The sequence below is a fragment of the Paenibacillus sp. FSL P2-0322 genome (assembly GCF_037975315.1).
GTDB lineage: Bacteria > Bacillota > Bacilli > Paenibacillales > Paenibacillaceae > Paenibacillus > Paenibacillus polymyxa_B.
Genome location: NZ_CP150243.1, coordinates 4,005,654 through 4,023,531, shown reverse-complemented (window position 1 = coordinate 4,023,531; position 17,878 = coordinate 4,005,654). Strand labels below are relative to the sequence as shown.

15 protein-coding genes are annotated in these 17,878 nt (G+C 44.0%); 14 read left to right on the top strand and 1 reads right to left on the bottom strand.

Annotated features, from left to right (window positions below):
- Nucleotides 1-68 precede the first annotated feature (68 nt).
- The 4 genes from MKY24_RS17670 (at nucleotide 69) to MKY24_RS17655 (ending at nucleotide 5,510) form a co-directional block, all read left to right on the top strand.
- Nucleotides 69-560 (top strand): hypothetical protein, encoded by a 492-nt coding sequence (locus MKY24_RS17670; protein ID WP_023989464.1) that lies wholly within the window; start codon nucleotides 69-71, stop codon nucleotides 558-560.
- 290 nt (nucleotides 561-850) lie between these two features.
- On the top strand, nucleotides 851-2,692 hold the full coding sequence (gene typA / locus MKY24_RS17665; RefSeq protein ID WP_013311112.1) for a translational GTPase TypA: 1,842 nt from the start codon (nucleotides 851-853) through the stop codon (nucleotides 2,690-2,692).
- 125 nt (nucleotides 2,693-2,817) lie between these two features.
- Nucleotides 2,818-3,879 carry an LCP family protein gene (locus MKY24_RS17660; RefSeq protein WP_339200523.1) on the top strand — a complete coding sequence of 354 codons (1,062 nt, stop codon included), beginning with the start codon at nucleotides 2,818-2,820 and terminating at the stop codon, nucleotides 3,877-3,879.
- 299 nt (nucleotides 3,880-4,178) lie between these two features.
- Nucleotides 4,179-5,510 (top strand): PhoH family protein, encoded by a 1,332-nt coding sequence (locus tag MKY24_RS17655; protein WP_339200521.1) that lies wholly within the window; start codon nucleotides 4,179-4,181, stop codon nucleotides 5,508-5,510.
- Between the two features lie 100 nt (nucleotides 5,511-5,610).
- Here MKY24_RS17655 and MKY24_RS17650 read toward each other — a convergent pair whose 3' ends face one another.
- Nucleotides 5,611-6,696, bottom strand: a complete 1,086-nt coding sequence (locus MKY24_RS17650) for a hypothetical protein (protein ID WP_068942352.1) — start codon at nucleotides 6,694-6,696, stop codon at nucleotides 5,611-5,613.
- A gap of 297 nt (nucleotides 6,697-6,993) precedes the next feature.
- On the opposite strand from MKY24_RS17650, the gene MKY24_RS17645 reads away from it, so the two are divergent.
- From MKY24_RS17645 to mraZ, 10 genes are all read left to right on the top strand, one after another.
- Nucleotides 6,994-7,644, top strand: coding sequence for an RsfA family transcriptional regulator (locus MKY24_RS17645; protein WP_013311108.1), 651 nt, complete (start codon nucleotides 6,994-6,996; stop codon nucleotides 7,642-7,644).
- A gap of 126 nt (nucleotides 7,645-7,770) precedes the next feature.
- The gene (locus MKY24_RS17640) at nucleotides 7,771-8,730 is read left to right on the top strand and encodes a 2-dehydropantoate 2-reductase (protein ID WP_068942350.1); all 960 of its coding nucleotides are present in this window, start codon (nucleotides 7,771-7,773) and stop codon (nucleotides 8,728-8,730) included.
- A 4-nt stretch (nucleotides 8,731-8,734) separates the two neighbouring features.
- A complete protein-coding gene (locus MKY24_RS17635; protein ID WP_013311106.1) occupies nucleotides 8,735-9,124 on the top strand; it encodes a DUF3397 domain-containing protein in 390 nt (129 codons plus the stop codon).
- A gap of 153 nt (nucleotides 9,125-9,277) precedes the next feature.
- Nucleotides 9,278-10,978, top strand: a complete 1,701-nt coding sequence (locus MKY24_RS17630) for a peptide ABC transporter substrate-binding protein (RefSeq protein WP_023989459.1) — start codon at nucleotides 9,278-9,280, stop codon at nucleotides 10,976-10,978.
- A 197-nt stretch (nucleotides 10,979-11,175) separates the two neighbouring features.
- Entirely contained in the window at nucleotides 11,176-12,108 is a 933-nt protein-coding gene (locus MKY24_RS17625; protein ID WP_023989458.1) for an ABC transporter permease, read from the top strand.
- Nucleotides 12,109-12,112: 4 nt separating this feature from the next.
- Entirely contained in the window at nucleotides 12,113-13,063 is a 951-nt protein-coding gene (locus tag MKY24_RS17620) for an ABC transporter permease (protein WP_013311103.1), read from the top strand.
- A gap of 11 nt (nucleotides 13,064-13,074) precedes the next feature.
- Nucleotides 13,075-14,013, top strand: coding sequence for an ATP-binding cassette domain-containing protein (locus MKY24_RS17615; RefSeq protein ID WP_013311102.1), 939 nt, complete (start codon nucleotides 13,075-13,077; stop codon nucleotides 14,011-14,013).
- Between the two features lie 123 nt (nucleotides 14,014-14,136).
- Nucleotides 14,137-15,768, top strand: coding sequence for a bacillithiol biosynthesis cysteine-adding enzyme BshC (bshC, locus tag MKY24_RS17610; protein ID WP_316243960.1), 1,632 nt, complete (start codon nucleotides 14,137-14,139; stop codon nucleotides 15,766-15,768).
- 64 nt (nucleotides 15,769-15,832) lie between these two features.
- Entirely contained in the window at nucleotides 15,833-17,098 is a 1,266-nt protein-coding gene (locus MKY24_RS17605; protein WP_013311100.1) for an adenosylhomocysteinase, read from the top strand.
- Nucleotides 17,099-17,430: 332 nt separating this feature from the next.
- Nucleotides 17,431-17,868, top strand: a complete 438-nt coding sequence (gene mraZ, locus MKY24_RS17600; protein WP_013311099.1) for a division/cell wall cluster transcriptional repressor MraZ — start codon at nucleotides 17,431-17,433, stop codon at nucleotides 17,866-17,868.
- The last annotated feature ends 10 nt before the right edge of the window (nucleotides 17,869-17,878 follow it).

Here is a 17,878-nt window from a genome sequence, read left to right as displayed (position 1 = left end):
TAAAATATACTTAAAAACAATCACATTAAAAGACCTAAAAACAAATTCAGCAAACAAAGGAGACCACGATGAATTCCGGAAAAGAGCGTATGATCGGAGTGGGCATTGTTGCCGTAGGACTGATTATTTTGTTGGGGAAACTGGGGACGTTCTCCTTCTTGGGACGAAACTTTTGGCCTTTGCTGTTTTTAATACCTGGAATCGTACTGCATGCAATGTACATGAAGCGTAAAGTTTCACCCTTTATGTTGCTGCCGGCAGGGATTTTGTCGGTTTATGGCTTCTTATTTTTGCTCTGCAATATTTGGGGCTGGCATTTAATGGCCTATTTATGGCCTTTGCTACTTCTAGGTGTGGCGATTGGATTATGGCAGTACGCCATTAATGATATTTCGCTTTCTCGTAATGTTTATACAGGGGGCGTGATATTGGGGTTGATATCGGTGTTTTTATTGGTCATTACCCTGCTAAGAACGGGCATCATATATGTTATTGCAGTTTTACTGATCGGAGCTGGAACCTGGTTGGTCCTAAACAACCGTGGCAAACGCAAAAGGTAAAACGACAAGCTGTGAGATTTTATGGCGGTAAATTACGGAACAGGCAATAATGTCTTGCTTTATGACATATTTCAACTATAATATAATGGATATGATAAGAGCGTCGGAGATTTCTGACGCTTATTTTAAGGTTTTCACGCGAATCGGAGAGAGAAGCTGTCTGTACAAAGCCTGAAACATATAGAAGGCTGGCAGGGAGTGGGCCTAAAGAACGATTGTTAGCCTTGAATCAGCACTGCTTCAGGATAGAGACACTATTTTGATATACGGAAAGGATATGGATACAAACCATGCATGCAAGAGAAAACATTCGCAATATTGCGATTATTGCCCACGTCGACCACGGAAAAACGACGCTTGTCGACAAGCTGCTTCAACAGTCCGGAACATTTAGAGAACACGAGGCTGTTCAGGAGCGCGCCATGGACTCCAACGATCTGGAGCGTGAACGCGGTATTACGATTTTGGCTAAAAATACAGCAATCACTTACAAAGATTACCTGATTAACATTGTAGATACACCGGGACACGCCGACTTTGGTGGCGAAGTGGAACGGATTATGAAAATGGTTGACGGTGTTTTGCTCGTCGTTGATGCTTACGAAGGTTGCATGCCGCAAACGAAATTCGTACTGCGTAAAGCGCTGGAACAAAATCTGACGCCTATCGTTGTAGTTAACAAAATTGACCGTCCGGCAGCTCGTCCGGCAGAAGTCATTGACGAAGTATTGGATTTGTTCATTGAGCTGGGTGCGAATGATGAGCAATTGGAATTCCCTGTTGTGTACGCTTCGGCGCTGAACGGAACATCCAGCATGGATGCTGAAAAGCAAGACGATAACATGCAAGCATTGTACGAAACAGTTGTAGAGCACATTCCGGCTCCAACTGAGAAAGTAGATGAGCCTCTTCAATTCCTCGTAACACTGATGGACTATAACGAATACCTTGGCCGAATTGCAGTAGGTCGTGTAAACCGCGGTATCATCAAGCAGGGGCAAGCAGTCACAGTTATGCAGCGTGATGGTAGCAGTAAATCAGCGCGTATTGAGAAGCTGTTCGGCTTCCAAGGTCTGAAACGTATTGAAACTGACCAAGCGGGCGCTGGTGACATTGTGGCGATTGCGGGAATTAAAGATATCAACATCGGTGAAACCATTGCCGATCCAAATCATCCTGAAGCATTGCCTGTACTGAAGATTGATGAGCCAACGCTGCAAATGACCTTCCTGGTTAACAACAGCCCATTCGCAGGTCGCGATGGTAAGTGGGTAACATCCCGTAAATTGCGTGAGCGTCTTCTGAAAGAACTCGAAACGGATGTCAGCTTACGTGTTGATGAAACAGATAGCCCGGACGCCTTTATTGTATCCGGACGTGGTGAGTTGCATCTGGGTATCCTGATTGAAAACATGCGTCGTGAAGGTTACGAACTGCAAGTGTCCAAACCGGAAGTTATCGTCAAGGAAATTGACGGTAAGAAAATGGAGCCAATCGAACGTCTCCTCATTGATATTCCGGAAGAAAGCATGGGCGCGGTTATGGAAAGTTTGGGCTCCCGTAAAGCCGAAATGGTTAACATGATTAATAACGGCACCGGACAGGTTCGCTTGGAATTCCTGATCCCTGCACGTGGTCTGATCGGTTACACTACAAACTTCCTGACTTTGACTCGTGGTTACGGCGTAATGAACCATGCGTTTGACAGCTATGGACCATTTGTTGGCGGTCAAGTAGGTGGACGTCATCAGGGTGTTCTCGTGTCAACGGAAAACGGCAGCTCTACATTTTATGGTATGCTGGGCGTAGAAGATCGCGGTATTTTGTTCCTGGAGCCAGGTACTGAAATCTATGAGGGCATGATCGTTGGGGAGCACACACGTGATAACGACATCGTCGTTAACATTTGTAAAGAAAAACAATTGACAAACGTTCGTTCAGCAACAAAAGACGATACAGTTAAACTGAAAACACCTGTTATCTTCTCTCTGGAGCAGGCGCTCGAATATCTGAATGATGATGAGTATTGCGAAATTACGCCTAATGCCATCCGTTTGCGTAAAAAGATCTTGAACAAAGGTGAACGCGAGCGTGCGGAGAAACAACGTAAAACAGCACAAGCAAATACGTAATTAATTGGATTGGTCTTTGGCCACAGCGGCGACGCCCGGGAACGGGATGCGCCGCTGTATGTGTTTTAGGATTGTAAACTTGGAGAAAGCGATATTTCTCAAAACGCAGGAAAAGGTGTTGAAGCATGAGTAATCTTTCGAACGGATTGCCTCCCCGGACACAAAGCGGGAAAAAATCCGCCAAACCGAAAAAAACGAAAAAGAAAAAAAGCTTTTTCAGATCGTTTATGAAGTTTGTCTTGTTTCTGCTCATTATAGGTATTTTGGCAGCAGGTGGTTATACCTACTATCTTTACAATCAGGTAGAGGAAGTTTTGGATACGGGGATCAACAAGGAAGTACCCAAAACACAATTGGCTGAAGCTAAGCCTTTGACTATCTTATTGCTGGGAACCGATTACCGCCCTGATCATCCGACTTATTTGTCAGACGTTATTATGGTAGCTACATTAAACCCCAATACCAAATCGTCTACCATCGTGTCTTTACCGCGCGATACGCGTCTAGAAATGGATGGATATAAACCACGCAAGTTGAATGAGTATTATCCGGTGTTTAAGGCTAGAGAGAAAGAATCTGGTGAAGTTGCTGAAGAACAAATGAAGAAGATGATCGGCAAATATTTAAACATTGATATCGATTATGTGACGGTTATTAACTTCCAGGGCTTTAGAGATGTAGTAGATAATTTGGGTGGCGTAGATGTGACGGTTGATAAAAACATGTGTTATCGTGACCGTGCAGATGGTACCGATATTAACCTGTCAGCTGGAGCCAAGCATTTGAACGGTGATCAGGCTCTTGATTTTGTTCGCTACCGCAAATCGAATTGTCGTCCAAGAACAGCTGAATCTGACGATTTTGATCGCAATCGTCGACAAAATCAGGTGCTTCATTCCCTAATTGACCAAATGCAATCCTTTAACGCTTTGACCAAGTTTAGCGCAATTATTAAATCGGTTGATAAGAATATGATGACAGATATCGAGTCACAGCAAATGAAAAATATCGTACAAACCTATTGGAATATTTCCAAGCAAAATGTGAAATACAATCCGGTGGCAGGAACGTGGCGTAGCCCGTATGTGTACATTGATGAGCAACAGCTCGATTTGGCCAAACAAGCGCTACAAGAGGAATTAGCTAAAAAAGCAAGCGACACTACTGCAGCTTCTTCCAATTCCTGAGTATGTATCTTTCTCCTCTCTTATGTTATACTCGCAGCGAGTAAAGCTCTTATATAACATAAGGGGGTTGAGGTATGTCTAAAGTTATAGTGAACCAAGTCTAGGTCCAGTGAGCAATCACTGGGCCTTTTGTGTCTAATTTTAAAAATGTACAGGCTCAGAGCTATCTTCACTACAACTTTTCGTTGCTTTATCTGCTTTGGGGTTCTTTTTTCAGGGAATCAGCAAGTATTGGGTACCCGGTGAATAGGTATAGGTATGAAACACGAGATTGTCCACGCCGCTTTGGAGGGGATTTAATGAAGAAAATTTTTGTGCTGGATACGAATGTGCTGCTGCATGATCCGAAAGCCATTTTTACCTTCAAAGAACATGAAGTTGTCATTCCAGCTGTTGTTCTGGAAGAAATCGACTCCAAAAAACGCAACGCGGATGAGATTGGACGGAATGCCCGCAATGTATCGCGATTGTTGGACGGGTTAAGAGAAGTGGGTCATCTGCACAGTGGCGTTGCACTTCCCCAAGGTGGGAGGCTTAAGGTTGAGTTAAACCACCGAAGTTTTTTGAAAGTTCAGGAGATGTTCGGGGAGGTTTCGAACGATAACCGGATTTTGGCGGTCGCCTTGAATTATCATCTGGAAGAGCAGGAGCAGCCTGAACCACGTTCGGTCGTTTTGGTCAGTAAAGACGTGCTGGTCAGGATCAAGGCAGATGTACTGGGACTGCTGACCGAAGACTACCTCTCCGATAGAACAGGCGATCTAAGTGAGCTATATCCCGGATACTCGGCAATACAGGTGCACCCGTCCATCATAGATGAATTTTACTCTAACCGTTTTTTACCAATCAAGCCACTGGAACTACCTTATACGCTGTATCCGCATGAATTTGTTATTCTGAAAGATGAAATGGGAACTGGAAAATCAGCTTTGCTGAAAGTGAATCAGGAGGCAGAGCGATTAGAGCCGCTGTACTTAAGTAACGAATCGGTGTGGGGAATCAGCGCGCGTAATGCTCAACAGCGGATGGCATTGGAGCTTTTGCTTAATGACGATATCCCCCTCGTGACCATTACAGGAAAAGCGGGTACGGGCAAAACGCTGCTGGCGCTGGCGGCAGGTTTACTTAAGGTAGAGGATGAACATCGCTTCAAGAAACTGCTGATTGCTCGGCCTGTTGTTCCTATGGGTAAGGATATTGGTTATTTACCGGGAGAAAAGGATGAAAAGCTTCGCCCGTGGATGCAACCCATCTACGACAATCTAGAGTATCTGTTTGATGCCAAAAAATCAGGTGATATCGACAAAATTTTGATGGGCTTGGGCAGTATTCAGGTGGAGGCACTTACTTATATTCGCGGGCGTTCGATACCTGGGCAATTTATTATAGTCGATGAGGCGCAAAACTTATCCCGACATGAGATCAAAACGATTGTGTCCCGGGTGGGTGAGGGGAGCAAGATCATTTTGATGGGAGATCCAGAGCAGATTGATCACCCTTATCTGGATGCAGCCAGTAACGGTCTAACCTATGTGGTGGAGCGGTTTAAGCAAGAAGGGATTAGCGGGCATATTATGTTGGAAAAAGGAGAACGCTCCAAGCTCGCGCAGTTGGCAGCCGATCTACTATAAAATCCCTACCGTTATTACAATAATAGAGACCTCGGGAATCTCCCGGGGTCTCTTGTTTTATACACGTAAAAATTCAGAACAATGAAAGGTGAGCAAAATTTTACTTAAAGTTTAATTCGAGCTTAACTTCAAGCATTCCTGCTAAAGTGCGTACTTCTGTGGCTTTGACATATGAAATAAGCTGCTGTGGGTAGAAACCCAGATCAAAATCCTTTTCCAGCTTGTTGCGGGTCGTATCAGGTAGCTCCAGACCATTAAATACCAATCGATCCACATGAAATAAAATTGCATTTTTCGGCTCATTCTCTAGCGTGTAGTGACCTTCTACCCTTAATTTCATCGTTCCCTGCTGACCTTCTACCACAATTCGATCCTGCGCAAATGTAAAGTTGAAGTGATTAAACAATTCATTTTCTGACTTTAAAAAACGGTTAAAGTCCTCTTCACGAATGCTTATCGTAATGACTTTTCCATTTGTAACCATGGCACCTTGTTGTTGTTGAATGAATTGTGGTAAATTCTGCATAGCTTGAGCTAATGCTTTAAAGTGCTTATTTACCTCGTAGACACCTACATTCTCCCAATAAGCTGTCATTTCGCCAATTAGCTTGCGTAGGGTATCCGGGTCATTACTGGCGTTAACGCCGTCATTTACACGCGACTGAAGCAGAGCAATGCGTTTACGTTGTGCCAGTAAGTTTGTTTTGACAGTCTCCAGTTCCATTGAGGCTTGGGTGACTTGTTGTTCTGTTTTTCGCATAGATTGATAATTGGATTCATATTCTTGAAGCACATCCTGATCGTGATTAATCAATAATAAGTAGTAATCGTACAGAGAGAGAAGTTGCCTTATACTTTTCGCCCCTAGCACCACACTCAACAGTTTGTCCCTTTCCCCCATATAATAAGATCGCAGCACAGAACCTGCACGCTTCCGTTGTATGGTCATTTGCTCTTGCTGAACGGTGAGATTACTTCGCAGTTCCTGCTGACGCTGCAAAAGGGTATGCTGCTCCTGACTGATTCGCTCAATTTCATGGTCTATCTCTACAATCGACAGGCTATCTTGTAAAATCTGACTTTCTTCATGGGAGGGAGCGGCCAGGGTAGGACGTACATATATGAAAGTTAGCAACATAATGGTGGTCAGCAGGGTGCTGATTGTGATTTTTATTCGTTTGTTCATTTGGTTTCCCCTTTTATGTATTCCCGAAAAAAACTAATGGTAATGTATATGATCCTTTCTGTTTCTTTAACCATTCATTTTATTGTACAGCAGTCTGAGCATGCTTGAAACCCGAAACTGTTTACGTTCACGTATGAGTTCTTGCAGAAATGGAAATACAATTTAGTATCAAATAGATTCTATGAACTCTACGAGAGGCATAGGAATGAATAAACAGCTTTTATACCCTATTCAAATACCGGCAAGATCGGTTCATGAAGACGGTTATTTCAGGATGTTGTTAGGAGGGCTAGAGGCATGACTGCAATAAGACAAGATGCATGGAGTGTGGAAGATGACTTGATATTGGCGGAGGTGACATTGCGGCATATCCGTGAAGGTGGAACGCAGCTCGCTGCGTTTGAGGAGGTTGGACAAAAAATAGGAAGAACCTCTGCAGCATGTGGGTTTCGTTGGAATAGCTGCGTGCGCAAACGTTACGATGAAGCGATTAGTATTGCCAAAGCACAGCGCCAGAAGCGCAGTTATATCCGTAAGCAGAACCCGGTGGGTGTATCACAGGTTGCGGCTTTTGCCTCGCTTGATACAGTCGAAGGTGGATACAGAACGGATGGTGCGAGTGAGGATACATTATCTATTGATGCAGTAATTCGCTTCTTGCGCCAATGGAAGGGATCCGTCCAGGAAACGAATCGGCAGATTAAGATGCTGGAGAAAGATTTACGGGAAAAGGAAGAAGAATTGAATCAGCTTCGCTCCATTAATGACCGGCTGTCCAAAGAAGTGAATGATGTACAAACCGACTATCGTGTTGTGAATGATGATTATAAAGCTCTGATTCAGATTATGGACCGAGCTCGGCGCTTGGCTTTAATCACTGAAGATGAGGAAGAGCTTAAATCCAGATTCAAAATGGACGCCAATGGGAATCTGGAGCGCATTGAGTAACAAGATTACTTCTGCAATATTGAAATAAAACGTCAACTAGCGCTTTGCCGTAGTTGGCGTTTTTTGTATTTCTTTAGAGTGCATATGATATAGTAGAAAAAAAGATGGAAGCGAGACGATACAAAGGTGATTGATATTATTGGAGCGGGTTCGCTGGGATTGTTGTTTGCCGGGAGGTTGTCTGCTTCGGGTACAAAAGTAAGGCTGTGGACGCGTACACTTGAGCAGGCACGCGTCATTGCTCGTGAAGGGATTACTGTGTTTGATAAGGAGGGACAGACGGCAGTACATGTTTCCGGGGATAAATTGAAGGTAGCGCCATTGGCAGATTGGCAACGGTTAAATTCACAGGCTCCAGCACGATGGATAATGCTTATGACCAAACAGGGGGCGATTGAGGAAGTATTAGAACAGATCCAGCCTGCAGCTCAAATGGATAGAGATACAGGAATTGTTTGCTTGCAGAATGGAATCGGCCATATAGAACGCATTAGACAGGCTTGGCCTGAAGCTGTGGTATACCCTGCTGTGACGACTGAAGGAGCCAAGAGGCAGGGAGTAGCATCTATTGTACATGCAGGATCGGGTGTTACTGAAATTGGTAGTTCGGAGGAAGGGGAGGAGGCGAAGAACAATAATTTTAATCAATGTGTGCTAAATCAGCTGCTTGCAGCAGGATTTGACGTTTGCTTGTCGAAAGAAATCGAGAACGGTATGTATCGCAAGTTGTTGATCAATGCTGTGATCAATCCGCTGACAGCGGTATGGCGAGTTCGTAATGGCGAGCTGCTTTCGGACCCTATTCGAATACATATGATGCGCAGGCTGTACGATGAAGGCATTCAAGTGTATGAAGCTCATGGTATCCACTGGGAAAACGCATGGTGGGAGCAAATTATGAATGTATGCCGGGCAACGGCAGAAAATCACTCGTCCATGCTAGCTGATGTACTTGCACAGTCCATGACGGAAGTTGCTTCAATTAACGGACAACTGGTGCAGATGGCAGATCGGGCTGGAGTTACTGCACCAACTCATGAGGTATTGTGGCAATTAATTGAAGGCATGCGGCTAAAAGAGGGGTGATCAGTTGAGTCTTATACAAGGTACTATTATCACTTTCAGTATTCTTCCCTTTTTTCCGTTTTTGATCGTGTTTGCGGTTTGTCGCTACATTCTTAAAATGGAAAAAAAGAAATCGTTACTTACTTCTATGGATATTACCACGTTTTTTCTGATATTTTCCGTCGCAGCACTCTTTAACGTCATTTTTACATCTCGATTCGGTTTTTATTTGATTCTACTGCTCCTATTACTGGCCTTGGGTTTAATTGGAGGAGCTCAAAATCGAATAAAAGGGAAGGTTGATGGTAAAAGATTATGTAGAGCGGTCTGGAGATTAACTTTTATAGCGATGACATTGGCGTATATTTTGTTGACTGTTGTTGGTATATTTAAGAATATATTCAACATCATGTGATATAAGGTGACATGAAAAGGTGAAAAAATATGAATTAATCATGTTTTTTTGAAAAAAAAGCTCAATTTGAAGAAATGTAATGTAGATTTTTTTGACCGCTGGTTGTATAATCTATAAACATATACCACTTTAGAACTAGGGGGAAAACGCTAGATGAAAAGGAAAAGCTTTTTAGTCCTTTTGACACTCATTCTTGCAGTTGGTGCACTGCTCGCAGGTTGTGGCTCCAGCAAGAACGATAATGGTAAGGGCGCACAAGAAAACACCTCGACTACGCCGGCTCCGGCCGACAAGCAAATTTTGCGCATTAACCTTGCTTCCGAGCCGCCAACCTTCGATCCGGCACAAGCTCAGGATAGTCAAACTAACACGGTTCTGAAAACTTTGTATGAAGGTCTCGTACGTATGGGTCCTGACGGCAAAGAAATCCCTGGCGTAGCTGAATCTTGGAAAATTTCCGATGACGGCAAAACCTATACGTTCAAGCTTCGTGATACTGCAAAATGGAGTAATGGCGACCCAGTCAAAGCAAGCGATTTCGTATTTGCTTGGCAACGTGTATTGGATCCTTCCACGGCTCCTGCACCTCCATATGCTTACCAATTGTACTATATCAAAAATGCTGAGGGTTACAACCTGAGCACTTCGAAATCTTTTAAAGGCACTAAAGTTACAGACTTTAAAGATGTAGGTGTTAAAGCTGTTGACGACCATACATTGCAAGTAGAGCTGGAGCACCCAACTCCTTACTTCTTGGGATTGACTTCTTTCTACACTTTTTACCCTGTAAATCCTTCCGTTAAAGGTAATGATAAGTGGGCTGTTAAGAAAGATAGCATGATCACTAACGGACCTTACACATTAACGACTTGGGACAGCGGTCAAAAGATCGAAGTAACCAAAAGTGAAAACTATTGGGGTAAAGATGATATCAAGCTGAATAAAATTACGATGTCCCTTGTAAATAGCGGTGCAACAGAGCTGGCTTCTTATAGAAGTGGACAACTCGATTACGCAGGTATGCCAAACGGTGAAATTCCTACCGACCAAATTCCGGCTGTGAAAAAAGAACTGCCTAACGAATTTAAGGCAAAAGGGATTGCAAGTACGTACTACTATCTGTTTAATGTAACTGAAAAACCATTTAACAATGTTAAAATCCGTAAAGCGTTTGCGATGGCTATTGAACGCCAACCAATCGTTGAAAGAGTAACATTGGGCGGTCAAATTCCTGCATACGGCTTTGTACCTCCAGGTATCAAAGGAGTATCTCAAGAATTCCGTACTGAGAATAAAGATGATTACTTCAAAGAAGACTTCACTGAAGCGAAAAAATTGCTTCAAGAAGGTATGAAGGAAGAAGGCGTAACTACACTTCCTCCGGTAACATTGCTGTATAACTCCAGTGAGAGTCACCAAAAGATTGCTTTGGCAGTTGCTGATATGTGGAAGAAAAACCTTGGTGTTGACATCAAAACTCAAAACCAAGAGTGGGGCGTATTTATCCAAACACGTAACAAGCTGAATTTCCAAATCGCTCGTGGTGGATGGTCTGCTGACTATAATGATCCAATGACATTCCTGGATATGTGGACAACAGGCAATGGCAACAACAATGCAGGTTATGCTAACCCAGCATATGATGCTTTGATTGAAGCAGCTAAGAAAGAAACTGATCCAGCAAAACGCATGGAAGATTTTGCGAAAGCGGAGAAAATTCTGGTTCAAGACGATATGGTAATGCTTCCGATCTACTACTACTCAAATGTTTCTTTAACGAAACCGAATGTAAAAGACATTGGGCTTGACTTTAGTGGAGCAGTTGATTTCACAAGAGCGTATATTACACAGTAACTGAAGCTCGATTCTGAAGTTTGATAGTTACTTCGGGATATATATGTGGATAGAACCATATATATCCCGTTTTTTTTGTGTGTCATGGTCTTTTCCATCATCATGTAACCATGCAAATAAGTAGATTGGACAGTCCAATTCTATTTCGATAAAATCGAATGGTGTCGAAAAAAATTTATGGGGGGTGTAAACGGGCAATGACGCGTTATTTGATCAGTAAATTTTTCTATATGCTGCTATCTTTGTTCATTCTGATCTCTGCGACGTTTTTTCTCATGAAAGCAATTCCGGGTAACCCCTTCATGAGTGAAAAAGCGACTTCTCCTGAGATTCAAGCCCGGTTAATGGAACAATATGGGCTGGATAAGCCTGTATATGTCCAATATTTTAAATACTTAGGTGATATTGCTTCAGGTGATTTTGGTATTTCTATGAAAAAGCTGAATCAAAGTGTAACTGACATTATCGGACAAACTTTTACGGTTTCCCTCAAACTAGGTTTTGTTGCCATAATCGTGTCGATAATTGTCGGTCTCTTGCTAGGTATGCTGGCAGCTTTGTATCATCGTAGGCTAATAGATAACGTTGCAATGGTATTAGCTATCATGGGGATTGCGGTTCCCAGCTTCGTTCTAGCATCGTTGATTCAATTTTTCTTCGCTCAACAGTTAGGTTGGTTTAATGTTATGGGCTTTGACGGTCCGATGGACTACGTTCTGCCTGTTGCAGCTTTATCTGCTTCCCCAATTGCGTTTATCGCTCGACTAACGCGTTCCAGCATGCTGGAAGTGCTTCATGCGGATTACATTAAGACTGCCAAAGCTAAAGGCTTGAAATCCATTACAATTATGTTCAAACACGTTGTACGTAATGCTATTTTGCCGGTTGTTACCTATGTGGGACCCATGACGGCCAATATTATTACGGGTTCAGTTGTTATTGAACGTATCTTCGGGATTGGCGGTATTGGTAAGGTATTCGTAGATAGTATTACAACCCGCGATTATACCATGATTATGGGAGTTACTATTTTTTACGGTATTTTGCTGATGGTGGCGCGTTTTATTACAGATATTGCATATGGATTTATTGATCCGCGGATTAAGCTTACTGGCGGGAAGGAGGGATAACTTTATGTCTGTTAAAGATAATGCTGTGAACTTGGATAAGCTTCAGGTAAAACCGGAAGATTTCCAGAAGGTCGGGGCGGATGAAAAGCAGTCTGAAGTTATTCAGCGCGAAAGCTTGTCCGCTTGGCGAGATGCTTGGGAACGACTTCGTAAAAATAAACTGGCAATGACGAGCTTGAGTGTGTTGGTTCTCATTGTGCTTGCTTCAATTGTTGGGCCGATGCTGTCCCCATACGATGACCGCACCAATGATTTGTTGAGCACCAATCTTCCTCCTTCGGCGGAACATTGGTTCGGAACAGATGATCTGGGACGTGATATGTTTGTACGTACTTGGATGGGCGCTCGGATTTCCTTGATTATTGGTTTGGCTGCTGCAATGATTGACTTGATGATTGGAGTTATTTATGGTGGAATTATGGGTTACTTTGGTGGCCGCGTTGATGAAATCATGAATAAATTTTCTGAAATCTTGTACTCCATTCCTTACTTGCTTGTTACGATCCTGTTGCTGGTTGTACTGGAGCCAAGTATCACTACAATTATTATTGCGCTCTGTGTAACGGGGTGGATTAACATGTCGTGGATTGTACGTGGTGAGATGTTACAACTTAAAAACCGAGAATTCGTACTTGCTTCCCGTTCAATGGGTGCTGGTGCAGGTCGTTTGCTGTTCCGTCACTTGTTGCCTAATGCGGTAGGACCAATCATTGTCACACTGACTTTGACAGTTCCAAGTGCTATTTTCTCTGAGGCATTCCTGAGCTTCCTTGGATTAGGGGTACAGGCTCCTCAGGCGTCGCTGGGTTCAATGATTGAATCGGCTCTGACCGGGTGGATGTATTACCCGTGGCGGATGCTTTTCCCAGCAGGTTTGATCAGTTTGATTATGCTTGCGTTCAACCTTTTTGGCGACGGCTTGCGTGATGCGCTTGATCCGAAGTTGAAGAAATAGGAGGTGAGATCATGGTGAGTAGCAACAATTTAATTGAGGTTGAAGGTCTTAAAAAGTATTTTAATGTTGGCAAAAACCGTGTGCTCAAAGCGGTGGACAACCTGAATTTCTATATTCGCGAGGGTGAAACGCTGGGTATGGTTGGCGAATCCGGCTGTGGTAAGTCTACAGCGGGTCGTACGATTTTGCGCTTGTATGAACCTACAGCAGGTAGCGTGCGTTTTAACGGTACGGATATTTACAAATTATCACCAAGTAAAATGAAAGCAATGCGCCGTGATATGCAGATGATCTTTCAAGATCCGTATGCATCATTGAACCCGCGTTTTACCGTTTCTGATATTATTGGTGAGGCACTGGATATTCACAATATGGCGGGTAGCCGTGCAGAACGTAAGAAACGGATTGAAGAGTTACTTGATCTGGTTGGTTTGAACCCTGACCATGCAACACGCTATCCGCATGAGTTTTCTGGTGGTCAACGTCAACGGATCGGCATTGCACGCGCACTAGCGGTTAATCCTAAATTCATCATTTGTGATGAGCCGATTTCAGCTCTTGACGTATCTATTCAGGCTCAGGTTGTCAACCTGTTAAAAGAGCTTCAAGAACGTTTGGGTCTGACATACCTGTTCATTGCGCATGATCTGTCGATGGTCAAGCACATCAGTGATCGGGTAGCTGTAATGTATATGGGTAGAATGGTCGAGCTTGCAGAAAGTGCTGAATTGTATGCAAATCCGATCCATCCTTATACGAAAATGCTTTTGTCGGCGATCCCACTTCCTGATCCAGAAGTAGAAGCCAACAAAAAACGGATTATTATGCCAGGCGACCAAGCAGGCCCGATTCATGATGCATCTGGCAGCAAGACAGGGGCTTATAACCTGGAAAATGCCACGCTCATCGAAGTGTCTAAAGGACATTTTGTAGCTGAGCCTTACGCCTGATCTTGTTTTATGCACCAACCGCCGAGTTATTCGGCGGTTTTTTTTTGTAGGAAGCTTTGACGTGGACATGGGCTTTCGGTACAATCAAGCAGTAAGGTTTTAGTGGAGACAGGAGGCAGACCCATGAAGATAATTCCGGAAACGCTTCGCGGAGGGTCGGCTTTGGCAGAAGATTATATACAGGGTACAGGACGCGCAAGCGACTTGTATGAATATAATGTGCTGCATGCTGATGCTTATGCCCAACGGGCGAAGTGGCTGGATAAGACGGGGCATCTGCGATTAAACCGTAAGGATATCGTAGCATGTCTTCGTATATACAATGAGAAATACAATTCGTATGAGGCGGTTCGTGCTTCATTGGACCGTCTGGAAAGTCCAGATGCCTTAGTAGTAGCTGGCGGGCAGCAAAGCGGATTGTTCACAGGTCCGATGCTGGTCATTTACAAAGCTGCTACCCTAATTAAGGCGGCGAGAGAAGCTGAGGAACGGCTTGGACGTCCGGTTATTCCCGTCTTCTGGATTGCTGGCGAAGATCATGACTGGGACGAGGTCAATCATACATACGTAATGGCAAATGACCCACAAGCCGTCAAAATCAAGCTGAATAAGCAACCTGAACGCCGTTCTTCGGTTAGTGCCATTAAAGTTGAGGCTGTTGAGTGGAAGCAAGCGATAGCGGATATAGAGCAAAGCTTGCCAGATTCAGAACATAAGGCTGATATAATGCGCATGATTGAGAACGGGCTAACGGATTCATATGGACTGAGTGAAGCCTTTGCCAAGTTGCTGGGCCTTTTGTTCGGCACCTATGGATTAGTACTCTTGGATTCAGCAGATCCTTCGCTACGCAAGCTGGAAGCATCCGTTTTTAAGCGGCTGGTTCAGCACAATGATGAGTTGGAGCAGGCTTACCGGACGACTGCTGCGCGGATCGTAGATTATGGATATCATTTACAAGCCGATGTGCATGAAGGTGGCGCGAATCTCTTTTATATCCATGAAGATGAACGCTTGCTGCTTTTCAAAAAAGCTGGACTATTCACGGACCGACACGGTCTGGTGGTGTTTACTGTGGATGAACTGCTTGAAGAGATAGATAGACATCCCGAACGTTTTAGTAACAATGTGCTAACTCGTCCTCTAATGCAGGATTCACTGTTTCCGGTGCTGGCATCTGTGCTGGGTCTAGGAGAGATTGCTTACTGGGCGATTACACGGGATGCTTTCGGGGTGTTGGAGATGCAGATGCCGATACTGCTGCCACGAATGTCTTTTACGTTGGTAGAGCCAGGCGTGGAGAAGCATATGCTTAAGTATGAATTGAGTTTTGGTCAAGTTAGAGACGGACTTGAGGAACGGAAAAAGCAATGGATCGCCACTCAAGATCAGCTTGGAATGCAGGATCAGTTTTCCGGGGCTAAGGAAGCTTTTGTCCGCATGTACGAACCGCTTGTGCAGCAGACAGGTTTGATTGAAAAAGGTTTGCTACCGCTCGGAGAAACCAACCGCGATAAGATTCTGGCACAGATCGCCTATCTGGAGGCAAAAGTTCAGGAAGCGTTGCTTCGGCAAAATGAAACAGCACTTCGCCAGTGGGATCGTATTGAGTGGTCGATTTTTCCATTTGGACAGCCGCAGGAGCGGGCGTATACGATCTATCATTTTCTGAACCGTCATGGTCTCAGCCTGATTGATATGATTATGAGTGTACCATTGGATCTGTTGGGTACGCATCGCGCTATTTATGTATGATTTATTATTTTATATAGGATTTATCATGGAGCAAATTTAACCAATATGAAGGAGGAAACAAAGTATGACTTCCCATTCTCTGCAAAATAGCATAGTTCACGATCTTAAATTGGCCCCTGAAGGTCATTTGAAAATTGATTGGGTAGAAGCCCATATGCCAGTATTGAACCGTATACGTCAACAATTCGAGCAAGAGCAGCCTTTTGCTGGTCTGAAGGTAACCATCTGTCTACATCTGGAGGCCAAAACGGCTTATCTGGCTAAAGTGGTACAAGCAGGTGGAGCGCAGGTAACTATTACGGGTAGTAATCCATTGTCCACACAAGATGATGTTTGCGCCGCATTAGTTGAAGATGGCGTTACAGTATTAGCTAAATACAATCCGGACCCGGAAGAATTCAAAAATTTGCAAATCAAGGCACTGGAAACAAAGCCGGATCTCATTATAGATGATGGTGGTGACTTGGTTACTCTGTTGCAATCCGAACGGCCTGATCTGATTTCTACGATCCGTGGGGGAGCAGAGGAGACAACTACTGGCATTATTCGTTTGAAGGCTTTGGAAAAAGAAGGGCAACTTCACTTTCCGATGGTGGCTGTTAATGATGCTTACTGCAAATATTTGTTTGATAACCGCTATGGTACAGGACAGTCAGCTTTCGACGGCATTATTCGTACGACTAATCTGGTTGTAGCCGGAAGTACAGTGGTTGTGGTAGGTTATGGCTGGTGTGGCAAAGGGGTTGCAATGCGTGCGAAAGGGCTAGGAGCCAACGTTGTTGTAACCGAAGTTGATCCAATCAAGGCAGTAGAAGCCCATATGGATGGGTTCCATGTGTTGCCGATGGTAGAGGCTGCCAAACTGGGCGACTTCTTTATTACAGTAACTGGAAACAAGGCTGTAATTACAGGAGAACACTTTGATGTGATGAAGGATGGAGCTGTGCTGTGTAACGCAGGGCATTTTGATGTGGAGGTTAGTAAGCCTGAGCTTGCTAAACGTTCCGAATCCATTCGTACGGTGCGTCGCAATATCGAGGAATATCGCTTTAAAGATGGACGTAAAATGTATTTGCTGGCAGAAGGACGCCTCGTGAATCTGGCTGCTGCTGATGGTCATCCTGCGGAAATTATGGATACGACATTTGCGCTTCAGGCGCTTGGCTTGAAATATGTGAATGATCGTTACAATGAGCTAGGCAAAGCTGTTATTAATGTACCTTATGAAATTGATGAACAGGTAGCTCGATTCAAGCTTGATAGTCTGGGAATCCAAATTGACACGTTAACTGAAGACCAAAAGATCTATTTGGACAGCTGGAACGCGTAATCGGATTATTTCATCACGATTTTCGCTGCAAAAGTGTTGCGTTTTTAATGCAAGTGTTTGTTTAGGTTGGCATAATGGACAGAGAGTAAGCCCTTTATTCCGTGTTGTTTCGAAACCTGATGCATATTGTCGGGGGCCGGCTTCATGGGGTAAGGGGCTTTTTTGCATCTTGTGACGCAGGGCTACAATAACAGACATAAGGGTATGGATCCGGCTTCTATCACTTTTTGGTAATGAAAAAGAGGTCTTTGATTTTTTAAAGCGAATCTATTATGCTTAGGTGGTGGAAAGTGGGCCAAAGTGGGAGAATGGGGTAAGGGGTGACGAAACCAATGTTTATGGGGGAGTTCCAACATAGCATTGATGAGAAGGGTCGGCTTACTGTACCGGCCAAGTTTCGTGAACTTCTCGGTGCCTCGTTCGTGGTTACCCGCGGGCTGGACCAATGCCTCTTCGTGTATCCCATGGATGAGTGGGCTGTCATGGAGAAAAAACTTAAAGCACTGCCTCTGATGAAGGCCGATGCGCGGGCGTTTACCCGTTTTTTTTTCTCGGGGGCGACTGAATGCGAATTGGACAAACAGGGCAGGGTAAATTTACCGGGGAATTTGTGCGAATACGCCAAGCTTACTAAAGAGTGCGTCGTATTGGGAGTGTCCACCCGTGTAGAGATTTGGAGCAAGCATACTTGGGAGCAATATTTCAACCAATCAGAAGAAGCATTTAACGACATTGCTGAGAAATTGGTTGATTTCAACTTTGAATTGTAATTTAGGAGGT